Here is an 18,916-nt window from a genome sequence, read left to right as displayed (position 1 = left end):
GGGTCATTTTGTGTTTTAATCGAAATATCGAAATAACGGAGGAAGCCTTCATGAATAACAAAACAAGAGGAAGCTCAAGGATATTCAACGAAAATGAGATCAAACAACTAGAGAACAATCCAAATGTAGAGAACGTGACGGAAAAGAGTATTACCTATTCACCAACGTTTAAGTTGGCTGCGGTTAAGGCCTATAAGGAAGGCCAAGCCCCAATGGAGATCTTCCTTAGCGCAGGATTTAACCTAGATATTATCGGTCGCAAGAAGCCTAAGCATTGCCTAACCCGTTGGCGTAATACATATAATGCTCTGGGAGAGGCTGGACTACTAGAGGAACAACGAGGAAAAGGATCCCCGGGCAGACGACCGACAGGGGAACTTTCTACCGAGGAAAAGTTAAAACGTGCAGAAGCACGAATCAAGCTTCTGGAGATGGAGAACGACTTCTTAAAAAAGCTGGAGGCGCTCGAAAAGCAGAAGATGCAGAGGAAACGTTGACCCCCTCCGAGCGCTACGAAATTATTAACCAAACGATACGTAAGCACGGTCTGCAGCGAATGACGCGTTATTTGTGTAAGCTAGCTTGTGTGAGCTTAAGCGGATATTACCGTTGGCAAGTCGCTGAGGAAGCAAGACAGTTGCGAGAGAAGGCAGACGAACGAGACGCTTTCCTTATCAAGAAACACTATGACGCTTTGAATGGTAAAGCTGGAGCATTGGTCGTGAAGATGTGGCTGGAACGGGAGAATGGTATCATCATGAATCATAAAAAGATTCGAAGATTAATGCGAAAATATAAGCTTGTTGCTACGATCCGGCAAGCAAATCCCTATCGCAAGATGGCAAAAGCCACACAAGAGCACCAAACATGTCCCAACCTACTCAAGCGCCAGTTTGACCAAGGAGAGCCTGAGAAAGTGCTGCTGACGGATATTACCTATATGCATTATGGTAATGGACAATGTGCTTATTTATCCGTGGTGAAAGACGGGGCTACGAGACAAATTTTAGCTCACTACCTCTCTTCTTCATTGGCTATGCCAATTGTAGAACGAACACTGGAGAAACTACTTGAACGACTGGATGGCAATATTCATCCAGAAGCCCTTTTGCATTCGGATCAAGGAATGCACTATACTCACCCTAGATTCCGCCTTCTCGTACGCGAAGCTGGGTTTACACAGTCCATGTCACGGAAAGGGAACTGCTGGGATAACGCCGCCATGGAGAGCTTTTTTGGCCATCTGAAGGATGATTTGGAGTACAAGACATGTATGACTCTCTTGGAATTACGAACAAAGGTTGATGACTATATCGCCTACTATAACTCCGAGCGATATCAATGGACATTAAAAAAGATGACTCCCGATGAATTCAGGAGTCACCTATTAATTGCTTCTTAAAGGTCTTCTTTTTTCAACTTTCCACAAATACGGTCACAGTTCAAACTAAGGGTGATGGCTTTTTTATCGAAATAAGCCTTGAATGACTAAATCGTCACCTTCAGTGTCACGGGAATGTCACCTTGGAGAGATATACTATTTCCATCGACATATGGAGGGAATTGTGAAGTTATTATGGGAGTGAAATTACGGAAGATCCTTATTATAGGAACTATTTTGTATACACTGTTGATCTTATATTTTTTGTTTTTTGCTTTCAATAGAGTTGAGCATGCAACAAGCCAGTATGAATACACGTTTATGTTGATTCCTGAAAGTGTTCCGCTTCTTTTTCCTGATCTCTTTGACCTATCCTTTTCTTGGGTTTATGACTTTGGGAACATCGCTGCTTTTATTCCTTTTGGCGTATTATTCCCTTTGCTGTATCGTACACATTTTAAGAAGTTTATTTGTTTGTTTATCTTAACAATTTTTGGGCTGGAAACTCTTCAAGCTTTAACTTTTTTAGGTTCCTTTGATGTAGCCGATGTCATCTCCAATACGTTAGGGGCAATGATCGGATTTTGTGCATATAAGATTGGATTTTCCCCGGAAATCACCAGGAGATCGCTTTTTACTTCGACATTATCTGTTGTTGTGCTATTGGTTGGAATCATGGGAATCTCTGAGATCATTGATTTAACTCTGAAGAAAAGTGAAAGACCTGTGCAGGGATTACAAAAGTTGGAAAAGCTTACGGGAAGCATGCCTATCACGCATAATCTTCCCAGTTTCACTATCGCTGGTGAAAATATAATACCAAAAATGAATTTATACAGCAGTGAAGGTGAAGAAATTAAAAAATACACCTATACTTTGGGTGATAAAAAAGAGGTATCGTTATATTTCAGCTTTGGATTCCCGGAAAATGAAAATTCTAGCAGTGAACTAATGATTATAGCTGATGGCAACGTGATCCTTCAATCCAGTGAACAATATAGTTCCCAAGCTGAACTCAACAATACGGCATTAGTTACCGTAAAAGAAATAACCTTTATCCTTAAAGGGAATGTGAAGTTATGGGATGTAGGATTTAGTGAAATGAAGCATTGGTGGGAATGAGGAACTAACCCTTCGCTAATTTTATTAACGGAGGGTTTCTTTTGCTGATCGCCTCATATACATATTCCGATATACAGCCGGGGTGAGGTTCTCGTATTTTTTGAAGGTTTTAATGAAATAGCCCGTGTCGCAAAAGCCCAAATCATCACTGACTTGATTGATCGGGGAATCCGTGGATTCCAGCAGTTGCTTAGCCCATTCAATCTTGAGTCTGGCAATGAAGACGGAGAAATTCTCTCCAGTTTCTTTTGTGAAAATACGGCTGAAATAACTGGGGCTGATATGACAAAGCTTAGCCATTTCTTTGAGGCTGAAATTCTCATTTTTATGTGTATAAATGTAATTAAAAGCAGGCTGAAGCACAGAATTCGCTGAGACGAACTTTTGAACACCATTTTTTAATTTGGTCTCGATCAACGCCCCGGATAACTCCTGCTGTATGGATTGGATTTTTCGGTACGTACGGTCTGATTCGTCCATAGCTTCGGCAGAAGCGGGTTCTTCTATATTGGTGGTCAGAACCTTTTTGTACAAATCCACGGTAGTATGCTTTTGAATGGCTTCCTCCACGATATAGGTACTTAACTGCAGCAGCAGCTCAACACACTTTGTTACTTCATCGTAGGATAAAACAGGCAGTGCCAGGTAATCCTCTTTGAGTGTTTGAAACTTCATGTTCGTCTCCACATTCGGTGGCCGAGAGACAATCTGCTCCAGTTGTGGCGCGTCAGGTTCACGAAGCTTGAGCTGTCCGGCCATAATTGCACCTAGGTATTGATTATCTATAATGATTGGAATCGCGATATCTATAATATTGAAATGACATAAATAAATAAACGGTTTGTTCTGGCGAACCGCTTCAATTCCAGCGCGGGCATCACATTTTTGACAATATTGAGAGAGATGGGAGTCCTGGCGCACACCTTGACAGAAAGGCTGACAATAGCTGTGCTTGGTCACGGGAACACCCTTGTAATCAACAGTAAGAATAGCCATTTTGGTTACAAGAGATAAGGAATCCTGGAGCTTTTCCCATTTCTTCAAATCAATAATTTCTTCTAGATTGAACCGGGATTTTGACATCACAAAATTCTCCTATGTAAGTTATAGAATCTTAATGAACATTATACAGAATAATTCAACACAATGACATGAAAGTTCGATTTTTCACGATTATGACAAAAAAATACGATAAGAAAACGCTTTAATAAGCTTTTATTGTTTCATGTTTCTTAAATTAGAGCAATCTATAATGATAACTATAAACAACTGAGGAGGAACGAAAAATGAGAAGAGCATTTATCAGTCCGACGAAATATGTACAAGGTGAGAATGAATTATTGAACTTAGGTTACTTCGTAAAAACCTTTGGTGATTCTGCTTTGTTAATTGCCCATCCAGATGATGTAACACGTGTGAAAGACAAACTGGAGTCAACTAAACAGAAATTTAATATAACTCTTGTTGAAAGCGGCTTCCACGGGGAATGCTCAAGACAAGAAGTCGCCAGATTACAAGCGCTAGCCAAGGAGCATCAATGTGCATGTACGATTGGCTTGGGTGGAGGTAAGGCGATTGATACGGCAAAATGTGTAGCTGAAGGAGAAGCACTGATTATCGTTCCAACGATAGCAGCAACTGATGCTCCGACAAGCCACTCAGCGGTGCTCTATACTCCGGAAGGTGAATTTGATGATTATGCTTATTTCAAGCAAAGCCCGAGTGTAGTCATGATTGATACAACAGTTATTGCCAATGCACCTACAAGATTTCTTGTGGCAGGCATGGGAGATGCACTTTCAACCTATTTTGAAGCAAGAGCTACTGCAAATTCGTATTCCAATGTGAATGCAGGTTTACCTTGCGGAGTTCGTGAAGGGGTTTGCGGTGAAGCTAAAGGGACAGTAACAGCGCTGGGACTTGCAAAGCTCTGTTATGAGACATTGCTTGAGAATGGATTCAAGGCGAAGCAGGCTTGCGATCTGAATATCGTAACCCCAGCTTTGGAGAATATAATCGAGACGAATATTCTTTTATCGGGTCTTGGGTTTGAAAGCGGTGGTTTGGCAGCGATTCATGCGATTCATAATGGGTTAACTGCTTTGGAAGGAACTCATCATTATTATCATGGTGAAAAGGTAGCCTTCAGCACGATTGCTCAACTGGTTCTTGAAAACGCAGACCGGACTGAATTAAAAGAAGTGTTGGACTTCTGTCTTTCGATTGGTCTCCCAGTTTGCTTAGCGGATATTGGTGTTGAGCATGTAACCTATGAGGAACTGCTTGAGGTTGCTAAAAAAGCTTGCATTGCTGAGGAATCTATCCATTCGATGCCGTTCCCAATTACGGAGGATGCGGTTGCATCAGCAATTATGGCAGCCGATCAATTAGGCCGTCAATATAAATCAAGTAAGGAGCTTTAAGATGAAAAAAATCATAAACAAGCCGGAGACTCTGGTTAGGGAAATGTGTAACGGGCTTGTCTTGGCGCATCCCGAGCTGGATTTCGATCCGAAATTTAAAGTGATTTCTAAGAAAGAGATTAATCAAGATAAAGTTACCCTGATCAGTGGTGGCGGAAGCGGGCATGAACCGGCTCATGCCGGGTTCGTAGGAACCGGGATGCTGGATGCAGCTGTATGCGGTGATGTGTTTGCTTCACCATCCCAAATCCAGGTTTATCAAGCGATTCGCCGCACAGCAAGCACAAAAGGTTCGCTGCTTATTATCAAGAATTATAGCGGTGACATCATGAACTTTAAAAATGCGGCCCATCTAGCAACTGAAGACGGCATCGAAGTGGATTATGTCAAAGTAGACGACGACATTGCCGTTGAAGACAGCCTTTACACAGTAGGGAGAAGAGGCGTAGCCGGAACAGTGCTTGTTCATAAGGTAGCCGGAGCAGCAGCAGAAGCTGGATTGTCCTTAGCGGAAGTGAAAGAAGCGGCCCAACATGCAATTGATCATGTGCGCAGCATAGGCTTCGCCTATACCTCTTGTACCGTGCCTGCCAAAGGTACTCCGACATTTCATATTGAAGAGAACGAGATGGAATACGGGGTTGGCATCCATGGAGAACCTGGAATACGCAGGGAGAAAATTGTACCCGCAGATGAATTAGCACAGCGAATGGTTACCTCTTTGCTAGACAACTTCCAAATGAATGATCAGAAGCAGGAGGAAGTAGCCGTATTAATTAATGGATTTGGCGGCACCCCGCTGCAAGAGTTATATTTGCTGAACAATTCTGTCATCCGCGAATTAACTGCTAAGAATAAACAAGTGTTTAAAGTGTTTGTTGGTAACTACATGACCAGCATTGACATGGCAGGTGCATCGGTGACGATAATGAAGCTGGATGAGACGCTGAAGAAATGGTTAACTGCGCCTTGTGATACACCAGCCTTGTCGATTAAAGGCCCCTTTGAGCCTGTGAACTATACTGAAGTAATCCAGGAAGAGAAAGCAGACAGCAATGTATCCTTTAAGAATAATACGGATGCTGCTGCAGCGGTGATTAAGAACAATCGGTTTACTTTGCAAAATATCGTCTATCTGCTCGATCAAATGAGCCAGGTTATTATTGAGAATGAAGTTCCGTTCTGTGAGCTTGACTCCCACGCTGGAGACGGAGATTTCGGGATGAGTGTAGCTAAGGGCTTTAAACAGCTGAAAGTCGAGTGGGAAGATATTTTAGCTCATCATCTCACTAATATCGGTGAGTTTCTTGACGCCTGCTCCATGGTCATTATGGAATATTGCGGCGGAGCATCCGGACCGATCTGGGGATCAGGCTTCCGCGCAGCGAGCAAAAATGTTCAACAGAAGGAAGAGCTGACCATTCAGGAGTTTGCTGATATGATGCAAGCTGTTGTCAAAGGGATTCAAGATACGGGTGAAAGATCTTTTGGCAGAGGGGCTGTTGTCGGAGACAAGACATTGATTGATGCGCTTGTACCGTTTGCAGATGCCTGGACCCAAAGTGCAGAACAAGGCGACGATATCAAAGTGGCGGCAAGTAAAGCAGCGGAAGCAGCTGTCCAAGGTTCTAAAAATACTATAGAAATCGTTGCCCGTATGGGAAGAGCCGGCACAGTAGGGGAACGCAGCATCGGTTATCCGGATGCGGGTGCTCATGCACTTGGGGTTATTTTCACAGAGCTGGCAAAAGCAATGAAATAAGAATCACACATAACCTGAATCCGAGGGATATCTACTCATGGGGTCTACTAATGAATTTTTCGGATTCAGGTTATTTTTTTTGCCCATTTTGTGTTACACATTTTGATTTGATACTTTTTTTGGGGGGGAGACCAGATGAAAAAGTTTCTGTCTACGAGATTAGCATTGAAATTTTTATGTGTCGCTTTATCCATGGTTTTGATCAGTTGTGTGGGAGCTTCTTTCTTGCAAACAGATTTCGGCAAGGTCCAGATTAGTAAGTTTAAGATTCCGTCCGATAATGGTACTTGGATTGAGGGAAACCTGTTCAGGCCTGTCTCAGCAAATGCAGAGCATAAAGTTCCACTCGTCATTACTAGTCACGGTTTTTTAAATAATAAAGAGATGCAGGATAGTACCGCAATCGAACTTTCCCGTCGGGGAATTGCTGTGATTGCAATGGATTTCTTATGGCATGGAGGCTCGAGCTCTCCTGATATGCCATTTTTCCCAACGATAATGTCAGAGAATAATGGGATGATTCCTCTGGTGGAATATGCATCATCCAGTCTTGATTATGTAGACTCTACAAAAATCGGCATTAGTGGTCATTCTATGGGTGGAATGATTACCTGGAGTACACTCCAGTATTATGGCCAACTTTATTTGGCGGAGCTCGAAGCGGCGAAAGGTCCCTCTTCGGAAGACGGCGCAGTTATTACGGTAAGTGAACAAGCCAAGGCTGATGCTTCGAATAAAGTTGCATCCGCTTTCATTGTTTCTCAGGTCGAACAGTCTACCGATGAGACTTTTCAAAACATCCATGCCAATGTAGGCATCAATGTTGGCAAATATGATGAGGGCGGCTCCGGATTTGCGAAGGGGAATGCCGATCTTTCGGGCGATGCCCCAGAATCACTAGCTGCTATAAATTCAGTAATGCCGGAGAATCAAAAAATAAACGCTGTGGAAATCGGCAAATATTACGGTAATGCAGCTGATCAAACCTTGCGCGTCGTGTACAATCCAGCGGAGATCCACCCTTGGCAACACTTTTCGGTGGCGAGCACTGGTTATTTAGCAGACTTTTTTACGAAAGCGTTTCAAATCAATAATCCGTTATCTGCCGGCAACCAATTATGGTTATGGAAAGAGATCTTTAACTTTATCGGCTTGTTAGGATCCTTTTTATTTATTGTCCCCTTTGCGGTATTGCTCCTCAAGCTTCCTTGTTTCAATAGTCTAATTCAACCTACTCCTGCCAAGTTACCGGAACCTAAGACCAGAAAAAGCAAAATTCTTTTTTGGAGCTCTTGGATAATGAGTTGGGTAATTTCCGCAATATCATACCTTCCGATCAGTCGCTGGAGTATTATAGCTGGATCGGATATCCTTCAGCCTCGTAGTTTATTTCCACAAACCGCCATGAACTTTATTTTAATCTGGGCGATCTTTAACGGCCTTGTGGGTCTATTGTTATTTTGGTTAACCACTCGTTTATCAGGAAAAAATTATAATGAGCACTCTGAAAGCTGGGGAATAAAAACAAATTTGAAAGAACTGCTGAAGACTTTTGCACTTGCGGTATGTATATTCACTGGATTCTATGCTTTGGTTGCATTTGCAGATTATTTCTTTCAGACAGACTTCCGCTTATGGGTACTGGCAATTAAAGTATTCACTCCGAATCAATTATTAATTGGCTTACGTTATATGCTTTTCTTCTTTATATTTTATGTTGCACAGTCAATTGCCGTGAACTCTACCACCCCAGTTGAAGGGCAGAAAGAATGGAGGGATCTGCTCATTAGCGGGACAGGCGGTGTGCTTGGAATTCTAGTGCTCATTGGGGTACAATACGGAACGTTATTTTCAACAGGCGTAACTTTTTGGCAAAATCAAGATTGGCTCAGAATACTAGTCCTTTTCCCTCTCGTTTTCCAGCTTTTTATTGCAGCTTATATTTCGCGTTACCTCTTTAAGTGCACAGGAAAAATATGGCTGGGAGCCATGGTGAATTGTATGATTATAGTGATGATGGGCGCAGCCAATACATTTACATTTTGAGAGATGCTTTAATCTATTCTTCTACGAAGAATATGCCTACGGCGTAAGAGGTTTAGATAGAAAAAACGTACTGCAGCTAATGCAGTACGTTTTTAGATTAAATAATAAATTCAACGATGTATTGTTGGCAAATGAGTTCATATCCCAGCGATTGATATAGAGAAATGGCTCCTACATTCTCCTCAAAAACATTCAAATATACGTTAGCTGAAATGGCATGTCCTTGGCGTGTTAGCTCTGCACAGACTTTTTTTCCATAACCATTTCTTCTCCAGGCCACATCTGTTCCGATATTTCCTAGTTCAACGTAATCCTCACTATATATGTGGTATCCTCCTACAGCAATCAGCTCGTCTTGTGCCATCACACCATAGAACGGATTCTGTAATTCTTCTTTTGAAAAAGCCATGGTTTGCAGCTCGTTCATCTTTGCTTCAATTCGCTGGAAATGAGCAGGTCCTAAGTGCATAACATGCTTGTCCGCTGTTGGTAGAACATCTTCATGAATATGTTTCATTAGAAGCAATTTTTGGGGAGGGCTGTAGAACTCAAGCTGAGAAGCAAAGACCTGCAGCTCTTGTTCGTTAATAATAAAGCTACCCACCGCATGGTTATGTAGATGTAATTCATCTTTCATGAACGCCAACATTGAGCTGAGACAAAAGGATTGCTGAACTGGATATACAGAAAAAGCATTAAACGGAAGGCCACTTAAAAAGGCTAATACTCCAAGCAACTCGCCCTGGTCAGAATACTGACCGTAATGCACTGTGTTTTGTCTGCGAAAAGTAAGGTATGAATAATATAAAAAATGCTGTTCCTTATTAATCGAGCTTAAAATAACATCCAACTCTGCTGCTGTTAATTTTCTATACATATACGACCTGCCTCCATTAACAATTGCTGTTGCTATTTCCTCTTGCCGAATTAGCACAACCTTTTCTAATATATCATAAATCAGAACTTTAATTGCTTTATTGCTGGGTTGAGCCAAGTATGATACTATTGTCCCCTTAGAAACATAAAATGAGATATGAAGGTTTTCTTGAAAGGATGATATATATTAAGGCAATCTTAGTTCGGTACTTCGGAAATCCGCAAGATCGAACCGCCATGTTCAACGCCGCTTCCCTAGTCATCAATGCTTTTATTGGTATAGGCAAATTAATTCTTGGGTTATATCTATTGTCCGGATGGTTCATCACAAATGCACTTTATTATCTGATTCTTTGTATAGCCAAAGGACAGGTACTTCATAAATATACATTAGCTAAAAAAGTCAGTTCACCACAGCAAAGGTATTCCATGGAGCTTTATGTTTATAAGCGTGGCGGTGTTTTTCTTTGTCTTCTAGGTGTTTCATATCTGTTGGTCTGCCTGCGGATTTATCTAATCGGGGACGCTTTGGTTTATGAAGGTTACATTGTATATCTGGTAGCACTGATCGCTTTTACAAAACTTGGTTTTGCCATTCATGGAAACATTGTTAACCGTCATCTTAACAATCCCATTATATCAACATTAAAAATGATTAGCTTTACTGATGCCGTAGTCTCCATTGTTGTCACTCAAATGGCTGTGCTTACGATGAAAGGCTCACCTCAGGCATTAAACGCCAGTGCGTTGTTTGGCATGGGGTGTAGTGTTTTATTTTGTCTGGGGGGGATCTGGATGATGCTCCGTAAGACAAAGGCTCCAATGAAGGAAGTAGAATTAATTAAAAATTAGATGATATTATAACTTCCCCTTATCCTTTAGGATGAGGGGATATTTGTATTTTTATGTCATATTATCAGCGTTGAATGCCGAAGCTTATAGAAAATTATATTTTTATGCAACCTAAACACTTCTTTTCCTACTTTATAAGTGAATGCTTAATCAAATCGAACGGAAGTGATGGAGTGGAAGATAGTGAAATCATACAATTGTATTTTGCACGTAAAGAAAGGGCAGTAGAAGAAACATCGAAAAAATATAGAAATTATTGTACTCGGATCGCTCATAACATTTTGTCTAATGCTGAAGATTCGGAAGAATGTGTTAACGATACCTTTCTTGGTGCATGGGAAGCAATACCGCCGAAGTCTCCTGCAAAGCTGTCCTCTTTTCTGGGGAGAATCACACGAAATATTGCTTTGAACAAATATGATTATTACATGGCTAAAAAACGGAATAAAAAATTCGATACGATTCTTGATGAATTAAACGATTGTTTATCCTCTTCAGACAACGTTGAAACCCAATACGAGGAAGCACAAATAGCCGAATCTATAAGCAAATTTCTACACAACATTAAGGAAGATCAGCGGGATATTTTTTTGAGGCGTTACTGGTATTCTGATTCTTTGGCCGATATTGCCGCACGCTTCTCAATCAGTGAAAGCAAAACCAAATCAATTCTTTTCAGAACACGCAAAAAACTCCAAATATATCTTCAGAAAGAGGGTTATTTCCTTTGAATAATAAAGAGCTCTTCAAAACAATCGGTTACATAGACGAAAATTTGATAGAAAAAGCCAACTCCGCGAGACGCACTAATAAAAAAGCTTATGTAAAGTGGGGCTCATTCGCAGCTTGTGCTGCATTGGTGTTAGGTGTGGCCGTTTATAAATTTCCACAGACGCCGTTGCCTAATTCACCACAAATATCGCAGCAGACAGCAGTCTCGTCTCCCACAGGGGTTCGCAAAATTCTGAATTACAATGGATACCGTTATGCATTCGTAGCAGATGGCGCTCAGTTTAAGTTCACAGGTATGGAGCCTGACAAATCGCTTGGTGCATTAGAGTTTGATCTCAACCAAGAGCCCGGAAAGAAAGACGGGGATAAGAATGCGGAAAAGGATTATGCCGCTACGTTCGCAATTGGTGGAAAGCTGTATGAAATCCCAACATACCCATCCCATTTTCGTATTGCAGTTAAGGATGAGCAATATTTTTATCTAGCTGAAATTGTGGCGAAGGTAGACGATTCTGCAATGAGCGCGAAGGAGTATTTAGATCTGGCTAATCTGAAGGAGCATGCAAAAGATATCAATATTCTGAATCATGTGGGGAATGACGTGCAAAAGACTATCACTGATCATCCTATTGTTGTGTCCATTATCGAAGGTTTGTACAGCGCAAAAAAAACAGAGCTAAGCAATAAGGAATATGAAGCTCTTGCAGCGGCGCAATCCCAAGGGAAATCATATCAATTACAGTTCAACCTAAAAGACGGGACTTATATCGCCATGTATATCATTCCCGAATTAAAGGTGGTGTCTATGGGTGATGCTTATTATTATTTGCCTGATGCCTTTTTTGTTCAAACCAGCGACCTCTTTTCAGGGCTGACACAAGAGGTGCTACCGCTTTACTGAGGAGGCGGAGATAAGTGATCCTTACAAACTGTACATTGCAGGTTATCCAATATCTCGCATATAATGATCTGAATGATAATCGTTATCATTTAATAGAAGAGAAAAGGTGATCTGCTCATGATAAAACATAATATTGGGATTACGGAGTGCAGCTTACCTGCTGAGTGTATAACAGAATGACAAGTTCATCTATTCATAACATCTATAACGGGTATTTCGATGCTTTGTTTGAGGCTCCGTCTATGAGGGACACTACAGAGAGGAAACATTTTGCACAATCCAGTACCCAAGGATACGTCGATAGAGTGATCACACCCTCCGGGATCGAAATTGTTGATAGTGATTACCGTTTTGCTGATGATCGCCTAGTTCAGGTTCAATCCGAAGCAGCAATGATTGAGTTAAGCTTTTGTCTGCAGGGGAGCGGGGAAGTTCATGTTACAGATACTAGCCATGAGTTAATGCCCGATAGTTGTTCATTGCAGTTCATGCAGGATTTCCAGGCGGAATTTCACTATCGCAGTGCTGAACCTATCCGTTTATTGTCCATAGGTGTACCAGTTACACTATTTGATTCATGGATGGAGGATCAAGGCTCTTCACATGCTCGCAGCTTATCCGGACTGTTAGATTCACGTGCTTTTCGAATGTTCCGTATGCCTATTCTTCCAGAAACCACCCGATTATTGGTGCAATTGAGAGACTGTCCATATCATACCTTCATGCGCCGGTTGTACGTAGAGGGGAAGGCATTAGAACTCTTATCTGTATATTTTGACGTTTTTCTTTTTGAGCAAAAGCATATTAAACGCAGTTTGCATTTATCACGTAGTGACCGAGAAAACATTCGGAAAGCCAGGGATATCATCCTTGACCACATGGCAAACCCACCATCGCTAATCGAATTGTCCAAGCTGGCAGGCATTAACGAATACAAATTAAAAGTTGGATTTAAGGAAGAGTACGGAACAACTGTATTTGCATATTTACGGAACAAACGTTTAGAAAAAGCATGGGAAATCATAAGTACCGGGGATATTAGTGTCAGCCAAACAGCGACGATGGTAGGTTACAACAACTTTAGTCATTTTGCCGAAGCTTTTCGGAAGCAATATGGAATTAATCCTTCAGAAGTAATTAAAAAACGATAAAAATTAAATAAATATCCGCCAAACCGTTATTCAATCCCTCTGCCGGTAGTTCTGTCCTATCAGCAGAGTGTATGATCGGACTTGCTAGAAGTGAGAATGATTATCAATAGATTGGAGAGGGTTGGAAAAAATGTTCAGTTTAAAACGGATCTCTTTTGTCGGAATCGCCTTAATCATGATGGTGATGCTGTACGGGTGTGGGAATTCAGGTCAGGAGGCTAGAGATGTTGAATTACCGGTGAATCCGGTTAGAATTGCCGATGTATCCGGCTCAACGGAAGAACTTCTGGTGCTTGGATATAAACCTGTTATTACTGGGAATACAGATATGGCTAATTCATTAGAAATCACTCCTATTCTCAAAAAAGAACTGCCTGATGTAACTCCCGCTGGATGGTTTCAGACGGAAGTCAACTTAGAAGCGATCATTGCAGCAAGCCCTGATTTGATACTGGCAGGACCTACCCAAGAAAAAATCTATGATCAACTAAATATGATTGCTCCAACAGTGAGGGTGCCTTATGGCTTTAACGCTTTTAGAGAGCGATTTGCATTTGTTGCGGAGGTGCTTGATAAGAAAGCGGAAATGGAAGCGTGGTTGAAGGTCTATGATCAACGTGCTCTACTACTACATGATCAAATCACTGAGATAACCAAGGAAGAGACGTTTGCGGTAATCGAAGCTACAGAGAAAGAAATACGCATCTATTCCCGCACAGGTATTGCGGATATGATTTTTAATGATCTAGGATTACCCATCGCGCCAGGTACACCGGAGCCAGATCCATGGGGAGGGAAAGTGACAAGTCTAGAAGCACTGTCCACCTTTAATCCAGACCATATCATTTTATTATCCGATAATGACCAGAATGTTCTTGACCAAAGCAAGGTCTGGAGCAATCTGAAAGCTGTAAAATCGAATAATATATATCGTATGACAAGCAGACAAAATTATAATGAGGCTTTCTTTGCTTTAGGAAAAGAAGCATTGTTGGAGCAAATAGCCGAACAAATCAAGGAACATATCAAACAGTAAAGGATAATTTAATCTTTTCTCGAATAATCTCTGAGTTGCAATGATTATTATTTGAAGGGATGATTAAATTGAAGCAAGGGATATTAGTTTTTCTAAATGGAACTTCAAGTTCCGGAAAGACCTCCATATCGACTGAACTGATAAAACAGAAAGAGATTCCTTTTTATCATTTATCAATTGATGATTTTTTTAATAATTACAATGATTTTATTAATAATAAATTTCCAGATGAACCTACAAGAGAAATAGATCATCAAGTCGTTTCCCAAATATTGGATGATTCCATATTCTCAGTGTACCATTCGACAATTAAATTGTTATCAGAATTTGGTTTTAATGTAATAGTAGATACCGTAATCGACAACGATAAGAGGTTTAATGTGTTTCTTGATCAATTTTTCGATCACCCTACGTTATTTATAGGTGTAATATGCTCGAAAGAAGAACTCATAAGAAGAGAGCAAACAAGAGGAGATAGAATGATTGGACTAGCAGCTTCACAGTTTAGCAAAGTATATTGCTTTGAAGAATATGACCTCGAAGTAAATACGGAAGAGATGAATTCATTAGAATGTGCTGAAAAGATATTAAGTTTTATTAAGTCCAATAAGGAATACTCGGTATTTAAGAAATTAAGTAAAAGAAATGTTAGTGTTTCCTAGATGGTGTATCCAGATAACACCATATTCAAGCCTTGGGGCTATCACCCCTCGGGCTGCCGAGGGATTTCGGGATAAATACGGGATAAATCCCGGCAAGCTTGTGAAACAGTTTGCTTCTTCTGTACTGTTGACTTCAAAACAAGAATCGAACCTTTAAAGAATACTAAGATAACAGTTGCAAATAACCCACCAGTCACAACTGGTGGGTTATTACATTTATATATGAAGATAAACACAAATCCCTCAGAATTTATTCTATCTCTCGACTACTGTTTCTCCTTCAATTAACACAGGTTGATAATAAGTATTGTTGGGAAGATCCTTTTTTCCTTGTAATTTTTTAATGACCCAATCCGCTGCATCACGGCCCATAGTTTCTTGGGGATGCGTTAAAGTGGTCAGTTTGATGTTCGCATTTTGGGCAATATAGGAGTTGTCCTGGCCAATAATTGATAATTCCTCTGGTATAGAAATGTTCAGCTGTCTGCAAGCATTGACCACTTCCAAACCAACCTCGTCGTTGTAGCAGACAATCGCAGAGAGGGTATCTCTATTTTTATTTAGGAAATCCTTCAAGTTCGTAGCTAAGGTTTGTTTGGTCTCGGTGTTGAACGAAAATATTTGCTCTGGATAAAACCGCAATTTAGCTTCTTCGAGGGCTTTGATATAACCCTTCATTCGATATTTGCCTTGTAAATCATCCATTTTTGCGATAAGTCCAATTTGAGAGTGGCCTTTGGAAATCAATTCTTTTGTTGCCAGATAACTGGACTGCACATCGTCAAGACAAAGGAAGGGGAGCTCTATTTCCTCATAAAAAGCATTAATCATAATGAGTGGAATATCTTGCTCCTTAAATGACAGATAATACGCAATATTGGGATTATACAGATTACTTTTCGTAGGTTCAATAATTAAACCATCTACGCCGTAGGACAACATCATTTCGAGAGCTTTTTTTTCTTGCGCAACATCGTTATTGGTACTAGCCAATAATAGAGAATAGTTATCCTCATTCATTCGGCTTTCAATCCCCCGGATAATAGAAGGGAAGATGTAGTCAGAGATATACGTCGTAATTACACCGATCGTCTTCTTATGTGAACTCCCGCCGGTCTTTGTGCGATATTGGTTGCTGACATACGTGCCAGAACCTTTTTCGCTGCGGAGGAATCCTTCGTTGGATAGCTCTAAAATGGCTTTTCTAACAGTCTGTCTGCTAACCTCGTACAAGGACTGCAAGGCAGACTCCGTAGGAATTTGTTCGCCTACATTGTAATCTCCTGAAAGGATCTTGCTTTTTATATCCTCTATAATCACTTGATACTTTGGTTTCATGTAATTCCTCTTTCCATACTTGTTCGCTTTTTGATTCGTTCATTTCGTTAAGTTGTATGTACAAATTATAGCATGACTACGAATTAAATATAAAGGGGCTCTTTTTTTATGAAAAAATGTAAATATTTCGTACCTTTAGATCATCATAAACAAACTAAGCACGGAGTTAAATTATTATCATCTCCATATTTGTATGTATATATAACTATTTTATTGACAAATGTACGTACAAAAATTTATACTAAAGCTGTTAATTAAGAAAGCGAATTCTTTTATATTAAAAAAGCGCTGTCAGAGAGGTGACTAACGTGATATCGAATCGATTAAGCATCGAAGAAGCAATCAATAAGGGAGAAACTTCGCTAGGGATTGAATTTGGATCCACGCGTATTAAAGCAGTACTTATTGATCATAGTTTTCAAACGATCGCTTCTGGAAGTTATGAATGGGAAAATCAATTGAAAGACGGCTTTTGGACGTACAGCCTAGAAGATATTATCAAAGGTCTACAAGATGCTTATCGTGAGATGAAGCAAGAAGTTCAACAAAATTACGGAATCACCCTCCAAACCGTTGGTTCAATCGGGTTTTCTGCAATGATGCATGGATATATGGCTTTTGACGAACAGGATCAATTGCTCGTTCCGTTCCGGACTTGGCGTAATGCAACAACTGGTAAGGCAGCCAAAGAATTGACGGATGTATTTAAATTCAATATCCCGGAACGTTGGAGTATTGCTCATCTTTATCAGGCGATCTTAAACAAAGAAGAACATGTGCCGGAGATTCGGTTTGTTACGACGTTGGCAGGATACATTCATTGGTTATTGACCGGCAACAAAGCACTTGGTGTTGGGGATGCTTCAGGTATGTTCCCGATTGATGAATCCATAGGGAATTATAATGAATCCATGATACAACAGTTTGATGAGCTTATTGCTGGCAAAGGTTATTCGCTGAAGACCAGCGATCTTCTTCCTAAGGTGTATGTTGCCGGTGAGCAAGCGGGTCTATTAACCGAAGCAGGAGCCAAAACTCTGGATCCATCATTGCAATTACAAGCTGGGATTCCGCTTAGCCCTCCAGAAGGGGATGCGGGAACCGGTATGGTTGCTACCAATAGTGTAAGAAAACGTACCGGAAATGTCTCCGTAGGAACCTCTGTTTTTGCCATGATCGTATTGGAAAAAGATCTTTCCAAGGTTTATCCGGAAATTGATATGGTGACTACACCAGACGGAAGTCCGGTAGGTATGGTTCATGCTAATAACTGTTCAAGTGACCTTAACGCCTGGCTCGGATTATTCCGTGAGTTCTATGAAGCAATGGGGCAAAACGTAGAAGCTGATAAATTGTACAGCGTACTGCTGAATAAGGCTTTGGAAGCAGACGCAGATGCGGGTGGATTGCTCAGTTACGGTTATTTCTCGGGTGAGAACATTACGGGGTTAGAAGAAGGCCGTCCGCTATTTGTACGTTCGCCTGAGAGCAAATTTAATCTGGCTAACTTTATGCGTGCACATTTGTTCAGCGCCTTTGGTGCTTTGAAAATTGGAATGGACATTTTGACGAAAGAAGAGAATGTAGCCATAGATAGTATTTTAGGACACGGCGGTATATTTAAGACTCCGGTTGTTGGCCAAAGAATGATGGCAGCTTCACTGAATGTTCCTGTTTCCGTAATGTCGACTGCTGGAGAAGGCGGCGCATGGGGAATGGCTATTCTTGCCTCATACATGATGAGCAAAAATCAGGAAGAAAGCTTGGAGGACTTCCTCGATCAAAAAGTGTTCAAAGATGTAAAGGGAGAAGAAATTCATCCCGATGCAACCGACATTAAAGGGTTTGAAACCTTTATCGAACGTTATAAAAAAGGTCTGGCGATTGAGCAATCCGCTGTTGATAATTTAGTCTGAGAATGGAGGGACCAAGATGTTAGAACAACTTAAAGAAGAGGTTTTTCAAGCCAATCTGGAATTGCCGAAACATGGACTTATCAAGTATACATGGGGAAATGTGAGTGCAATTGATCGCGAAAGTGGATTATTCGTAATCAAACCTAGTGGTGTAGATTATGAAACAATGAAAGCCAGCGATATGGTAGTCGTTGATCTGGATGGCAATGTGGTTGAAGGGGAAATGAGACCTTCCTCCGATACACCTACTCACGCAGTACTTTATAAACATTACTCCGAAATTGGCGGAATCGTGCATACACATTCCACTTGGGCAACTATCTGGGCACAAGCAGGACTTGACGTTCCTGTAATGGGAACTACGCACGCTGATACATTCTATGGCTCCATTCCTTGTGCGCGTTTCTTGACGCAAGAGGAAATCGATCGGGGTTACGAAGCGGAAACAGGTAATGTAATCATCGAAACCTTTGAACAACGCGGGATAGATATTATGGCGGTTCCCGGTGTTTTGCTTAAAGGCCACGGACCCTTTACTTGGGGAAAAAATGCAAAATCCGCTGTAATGAACAGCGTAGTGTTGGATGAAGTATCAAAAATGAATTTATTTGCTAGAGAGTTGAACCATTTTGCGGAAGAATTGCCACAACGTATTCTAGATAAACATTACTTGCGCAAACATGGGAAAGACGCTTATTACGGTCAAAAATAATCAAAC

At 40.9% G+C, this 18,916-nt stretch carries 16 protein-coding genes; 13 read left to right on the top strand and 3 right to left on the bottom strand.

Going from position 1 to position 18,916, the window contains the following annotated elements; all coding sequences use genetic code 11:
* Positions 1 to 50 precede the first annotated feature (50 nt).
* Both NST45_RS12350 and NST45_RS12345 read left to right on the top strand, forming a co-directional pair.
* Positions 51 to 1,402 (top strand): IS3 family transposase gene (locus tag NST45_RS12350; RefSeq protein WP_141118633.1). Its coding sequence is split into 2 segments (ribosomal slippage): positions 51 to 438 and positions 438 to 1,402, totalling 1,353 coding nucleotides; the frame shifts between segments, so codons are not numbered across the junction.
* A gap of 114 nt (positions 1,403 to 1,516) precedes the next feature.
* Positions 1,517 to 2,503: a VanZ family protein gene (locus tag NST45_RS12345; protein WP_305953621.1), complete on the top strand. Its 987-nt coding sequence runs from the start codon at positions 1,517 to 1,519 to the stop codon at positions 2,501 to 2,503.
* Between the two features lie 24 nt (positions 2,504 to 2,527).
* Here NST45_RS12345 and NST45_RS12340 read toward each other — a convergent pair whose 3' ends face one another.
* Entirely contained in the window at positions 2,528 to 3,586 is a 1,059-nt protein-coding gene (locus tag NST45_RS12340) for a PocR ligand-binding domain-containing protein (RefSeq protein WP_036677374.1), read from the bottom strand.
* 203 nt (positions 3,587 to 3,789) lie between these two features.
* Between NST45_RS12340 and NST45_RS12335 the strand changes: the two genes are divergently transcribed.
* The 3 genes from NST45_RS12335 (at position 3,790) to NST45_RS12325 (ending at position 8,734) form a co-directional block, all read left to right on the top strand.
* On the top strand, positions 3,790 to 4,926 hold the full coding sequence (locus NST45_RS12335; RefSeq protein WP_076099237.1) for a glycerol dehydrogenase: 1,137 nt from the start codon (positions 3,790 to 3,792) through the stop codon (positions 4,924 to 4,926).
* Between the two features lies 1 nt (position 4,927).
* On the top strand, positions 4,928 to 6,688 hold the full coding sequence (dhaK, locus tag NST45_RS12330) for a dihydroxyacetone kinase subunit DhaK (protein ID WP_339825724.1): 1,761 nt from the start codon (positions 4,928 to 4,930) through the stop codon (positions 6,686 to 6,688).
* Between the two features lie 135 nt (positions 6,689 to 6,823).
* Complete coding sequence (locus tag NST45_RS12325) at positions 6,824 to 8,734, top strand: alpha/beta fold hydrolase (protein ID WP_339825722.1); 1,911 nt, start codon at positions 6,824 to 6,826, stop codon at positions 8,732 to 8,734.
* A 97-nt stretch (positions 8,735 to 8,831) separates the two neighbouring features.
* Here NST45_RS12325 and NST45_RS12320 read toward each other — a convergent pair whose 3' ends face one another.
* The gene (locus NST45_RS12320; protein ID WP_036677469.1) at positions 8,832 to 9,611 is read right to left on the bottom strand and encodes a GNAT family N-acetyltransferase; all 780 of its coding nucleotides are present in this window, start codon (positions 9,609 to 9,611) and stop codon (positions 8,832 to 8,834) included.
* 176 nt (positions 9,612 to 9,787) lie between these two features.
* Here NST45_RS12320 and NST45_RS12315 point away from each other — a divergent pair, with 176 nt between their 5' ends.
* From NST45_RS12315 to NST45_RS12290, 6 genes are all read left to right on the top strand, one after another.
* Positions 9,788 to 10,462 (top strand): hypothetical protein, encoded by a 675-nt coding sequence (locus NST45_RS12315; protein WP_339825719.1) that lies wholly within the window; start codon positions 9,788 to 9,790, stop codon positions 10,460 to 10,462.
* Positions 10,463 to 10,635: 173 nt separating this feature from the next.
* Positions 10,636 to 11,193, top strand: coding sequence for a sigma-70 family RNA polymerase sigma factor (locus NST45_RS12310; protein ID WP_339825716.1), 558 nt, complete (start codon positions 10,636 to 10,638; stop codon positions 11,191 to 11,193).
* Positions 11,190 to 12,095 (top strand): hypothetical protein, encoded by a 906-nt coding sequence (locus tag NST45_RS12305; protein WP_339825713.1) that lies wholly within the window; start codon positions 11,190 to 11,192, stop codon positions 12,093 to 12,095. The genes NST45_RS12310 and NST45_RS12305 overlap by 4 nt, the downstream gene beginning before the upstream one ends.
* A 176-nt stretch (positions 12,096 to 12,271) precedes the next feature.
* The gene (locus tag NST45_RS12300; protein ID WP_339825710.1) at positions 12,272 to 13,246 is read left to right on the top strand and encodes an AraC family transcriptional regulator; all 975 of its coding nucleotides are present in this window, start codon (positions 12,272 to 12,274) and stop codon (positions 13,244 to 13,246) included.
* A 130-nt stretch (positions 13,247 to 13,376) separates the two neighbouring features.
* Complete coding sequence (locus NST45_RS12295) at positions 13,377 to 14,282, top strand: ABC transporter substrate-binding protein (protein ID WP_339825707.1); 906 nt, start codon at positions 13,377 to 13,379, stop codon at positions 14,280 to 14,282.
* Between the two features lie 68 nt (positions 14,283 to 14,350).
* A complete protein-coding gene (locus tag NST45_RS12290; protein WP_038571047.1) occupies positions 14,351 to 14,944 on the top strand; it encodes an AAA family ATPase in 594 nt (197 codons plus the stop codon).
* A gap of 255 nt (positions 14,945 to 15,199) precedes the next feature.
* On the opposite strand, the gene NST45_RS12285 is transcribed toward NST45_RS12290, so the two are convergent.
* Positions 15,200 to 16,282, bottom strand: a complete 1,083-nt coding sequence (locus NST45_RS12285; RefSeq protein ID WP_036677364.1) for a GntR family transcriptional regulator — start codon at positions 16,280 to 16,282, stop codon at positions 15,200 to 15,202.
* 308 nt (positions 16,283 to 16,590) lie between these two features.
* On the opposite strand from NST45_RS12285, the gene NST45_RS12280 reads away from it, so the two are divergent.
* Both NST45_RS12280 and NST45_RS12275 read left to right on the top strand, forming a co-directional pair.
* Positions 16,591 to 18,198, top strand: coding sequence for an FGGY-family carbohydrate kinase (locus NST45_RS12280; protein WP_339825704.1), 1,608 nt, complete (start codon positions 16,591 to 16,593; stop codon positions 18,196 to 18,198).
* 16 nt (positions 18,199 to 18,214) lie between these two features.
* The gene (locus tag NST45_RS12275) at positions 18,215 to 18,910 is read left to right on the top strand and encodes an L-ribulose-5-phosphate 4-epimerase (RefSeq protein ID WP_036677359.1); all 696 of its coding nucleotides are present in this window, start codon (positions 18,215 to 18,217) and stop codon (positions 18,908 to 18,910) included.
* Positions 18,911 to 18,916 lie beyond the last annotated feature (6 nt).

Source organism: Paenibacillus sp. FSL R7-0163, from assembly GCF_037969975.1.
Lineage (GTDB): Bacteria > Bacillota > Bacilli > Paenibacillales > Paenibacillaceae > Paenibacillus_AQ > Paenibacillus_AQ odorifer.
The sequence above is the reverse complement of the archived record's forward strand: the minus strand, read 5'-3'. Positions and strand labels throughout refer to the sequence as shown.

Excerpts from the sequence above, each read along its gene's own strand:
- NST45_RS12345 (WP_305953621.1), top strand. The coding sequence starts at position 1,517 with ATGTCACCTTGGAGAGATATACTATTTCCATCGACATATGGAGGGAAT.
- NST45_RS12340 (WP_036677374.1), bottom strand. The coding sequence starts at position 3,586 with ATGTCAAAATCCCGGTTCAATCTAGAAGAAATTATTGATTTGAAGAAA.
- NST45_RS12335 (WP_076099237.1), top strand. The coding sequence starts at position 3,790 with ATGAGAAGAGCATTTATCAGTCCGACGAAATATGTACAAGGTGAGAAT.
- dhaK (WP_339825724.1), top strand. The coding sequence starts at position 4,928 with ATGAAAAAAATCATAAACAAGCCGGAGACTCTGGTTAGGGAAATGTGT.
- NST45_RS12325 (WP_339825722.1), top strand. The coding sequence starts at position 6,824 with ATGAAAAAGTTTCTGTCTACGAGATTAGCATTGAAATTTTTATGTGTC.
- NST45_RS12320 (WP_036677469.1), bottom strand. The coding sequence starts at position 9,611 with ATGTATAGAAAATTAACAGCAGCAGAGTTGGATGTTATTTTAAGCTCG.
- NST45_RS12315 (WP_339825719.1), top strand. The coding sequence starts at position 9,788 with ATGATATATATTAAGGCAATCTTAGTTCGGTACTTCGGAAATCCGCAA.
- NST45_RS12300 (WP_339825710.1), top strand. The coding sequence starts at position 12,272 with ATGACAAGTTCATCTATTCATAACATCTATAACGGGTATTTCGATGCT.
- NST45_RS12295 (WP_339825707.1), top strand. The coding sequence starts at position 13,377 with ATGTTCAGTTTAAAACGGATCTCTTTTGTCGGAATCGCCTTAATCATG.
- NST45_RS12285 (WP_036677364.1), bottom strand. The coding sequence starts at position 16,282 with ATGAAACCAAAGTATCAAGTGATTATAGAGGATATAAAAAGCAAGATC.
- NST45_RS12275 (WP_036677359.1), top strand. The coding sequence starts at position 18,215 with ATGTTAGAACAACTTAAAGAAGAGGTTTTTCAAGCCAATCTGGAATTG.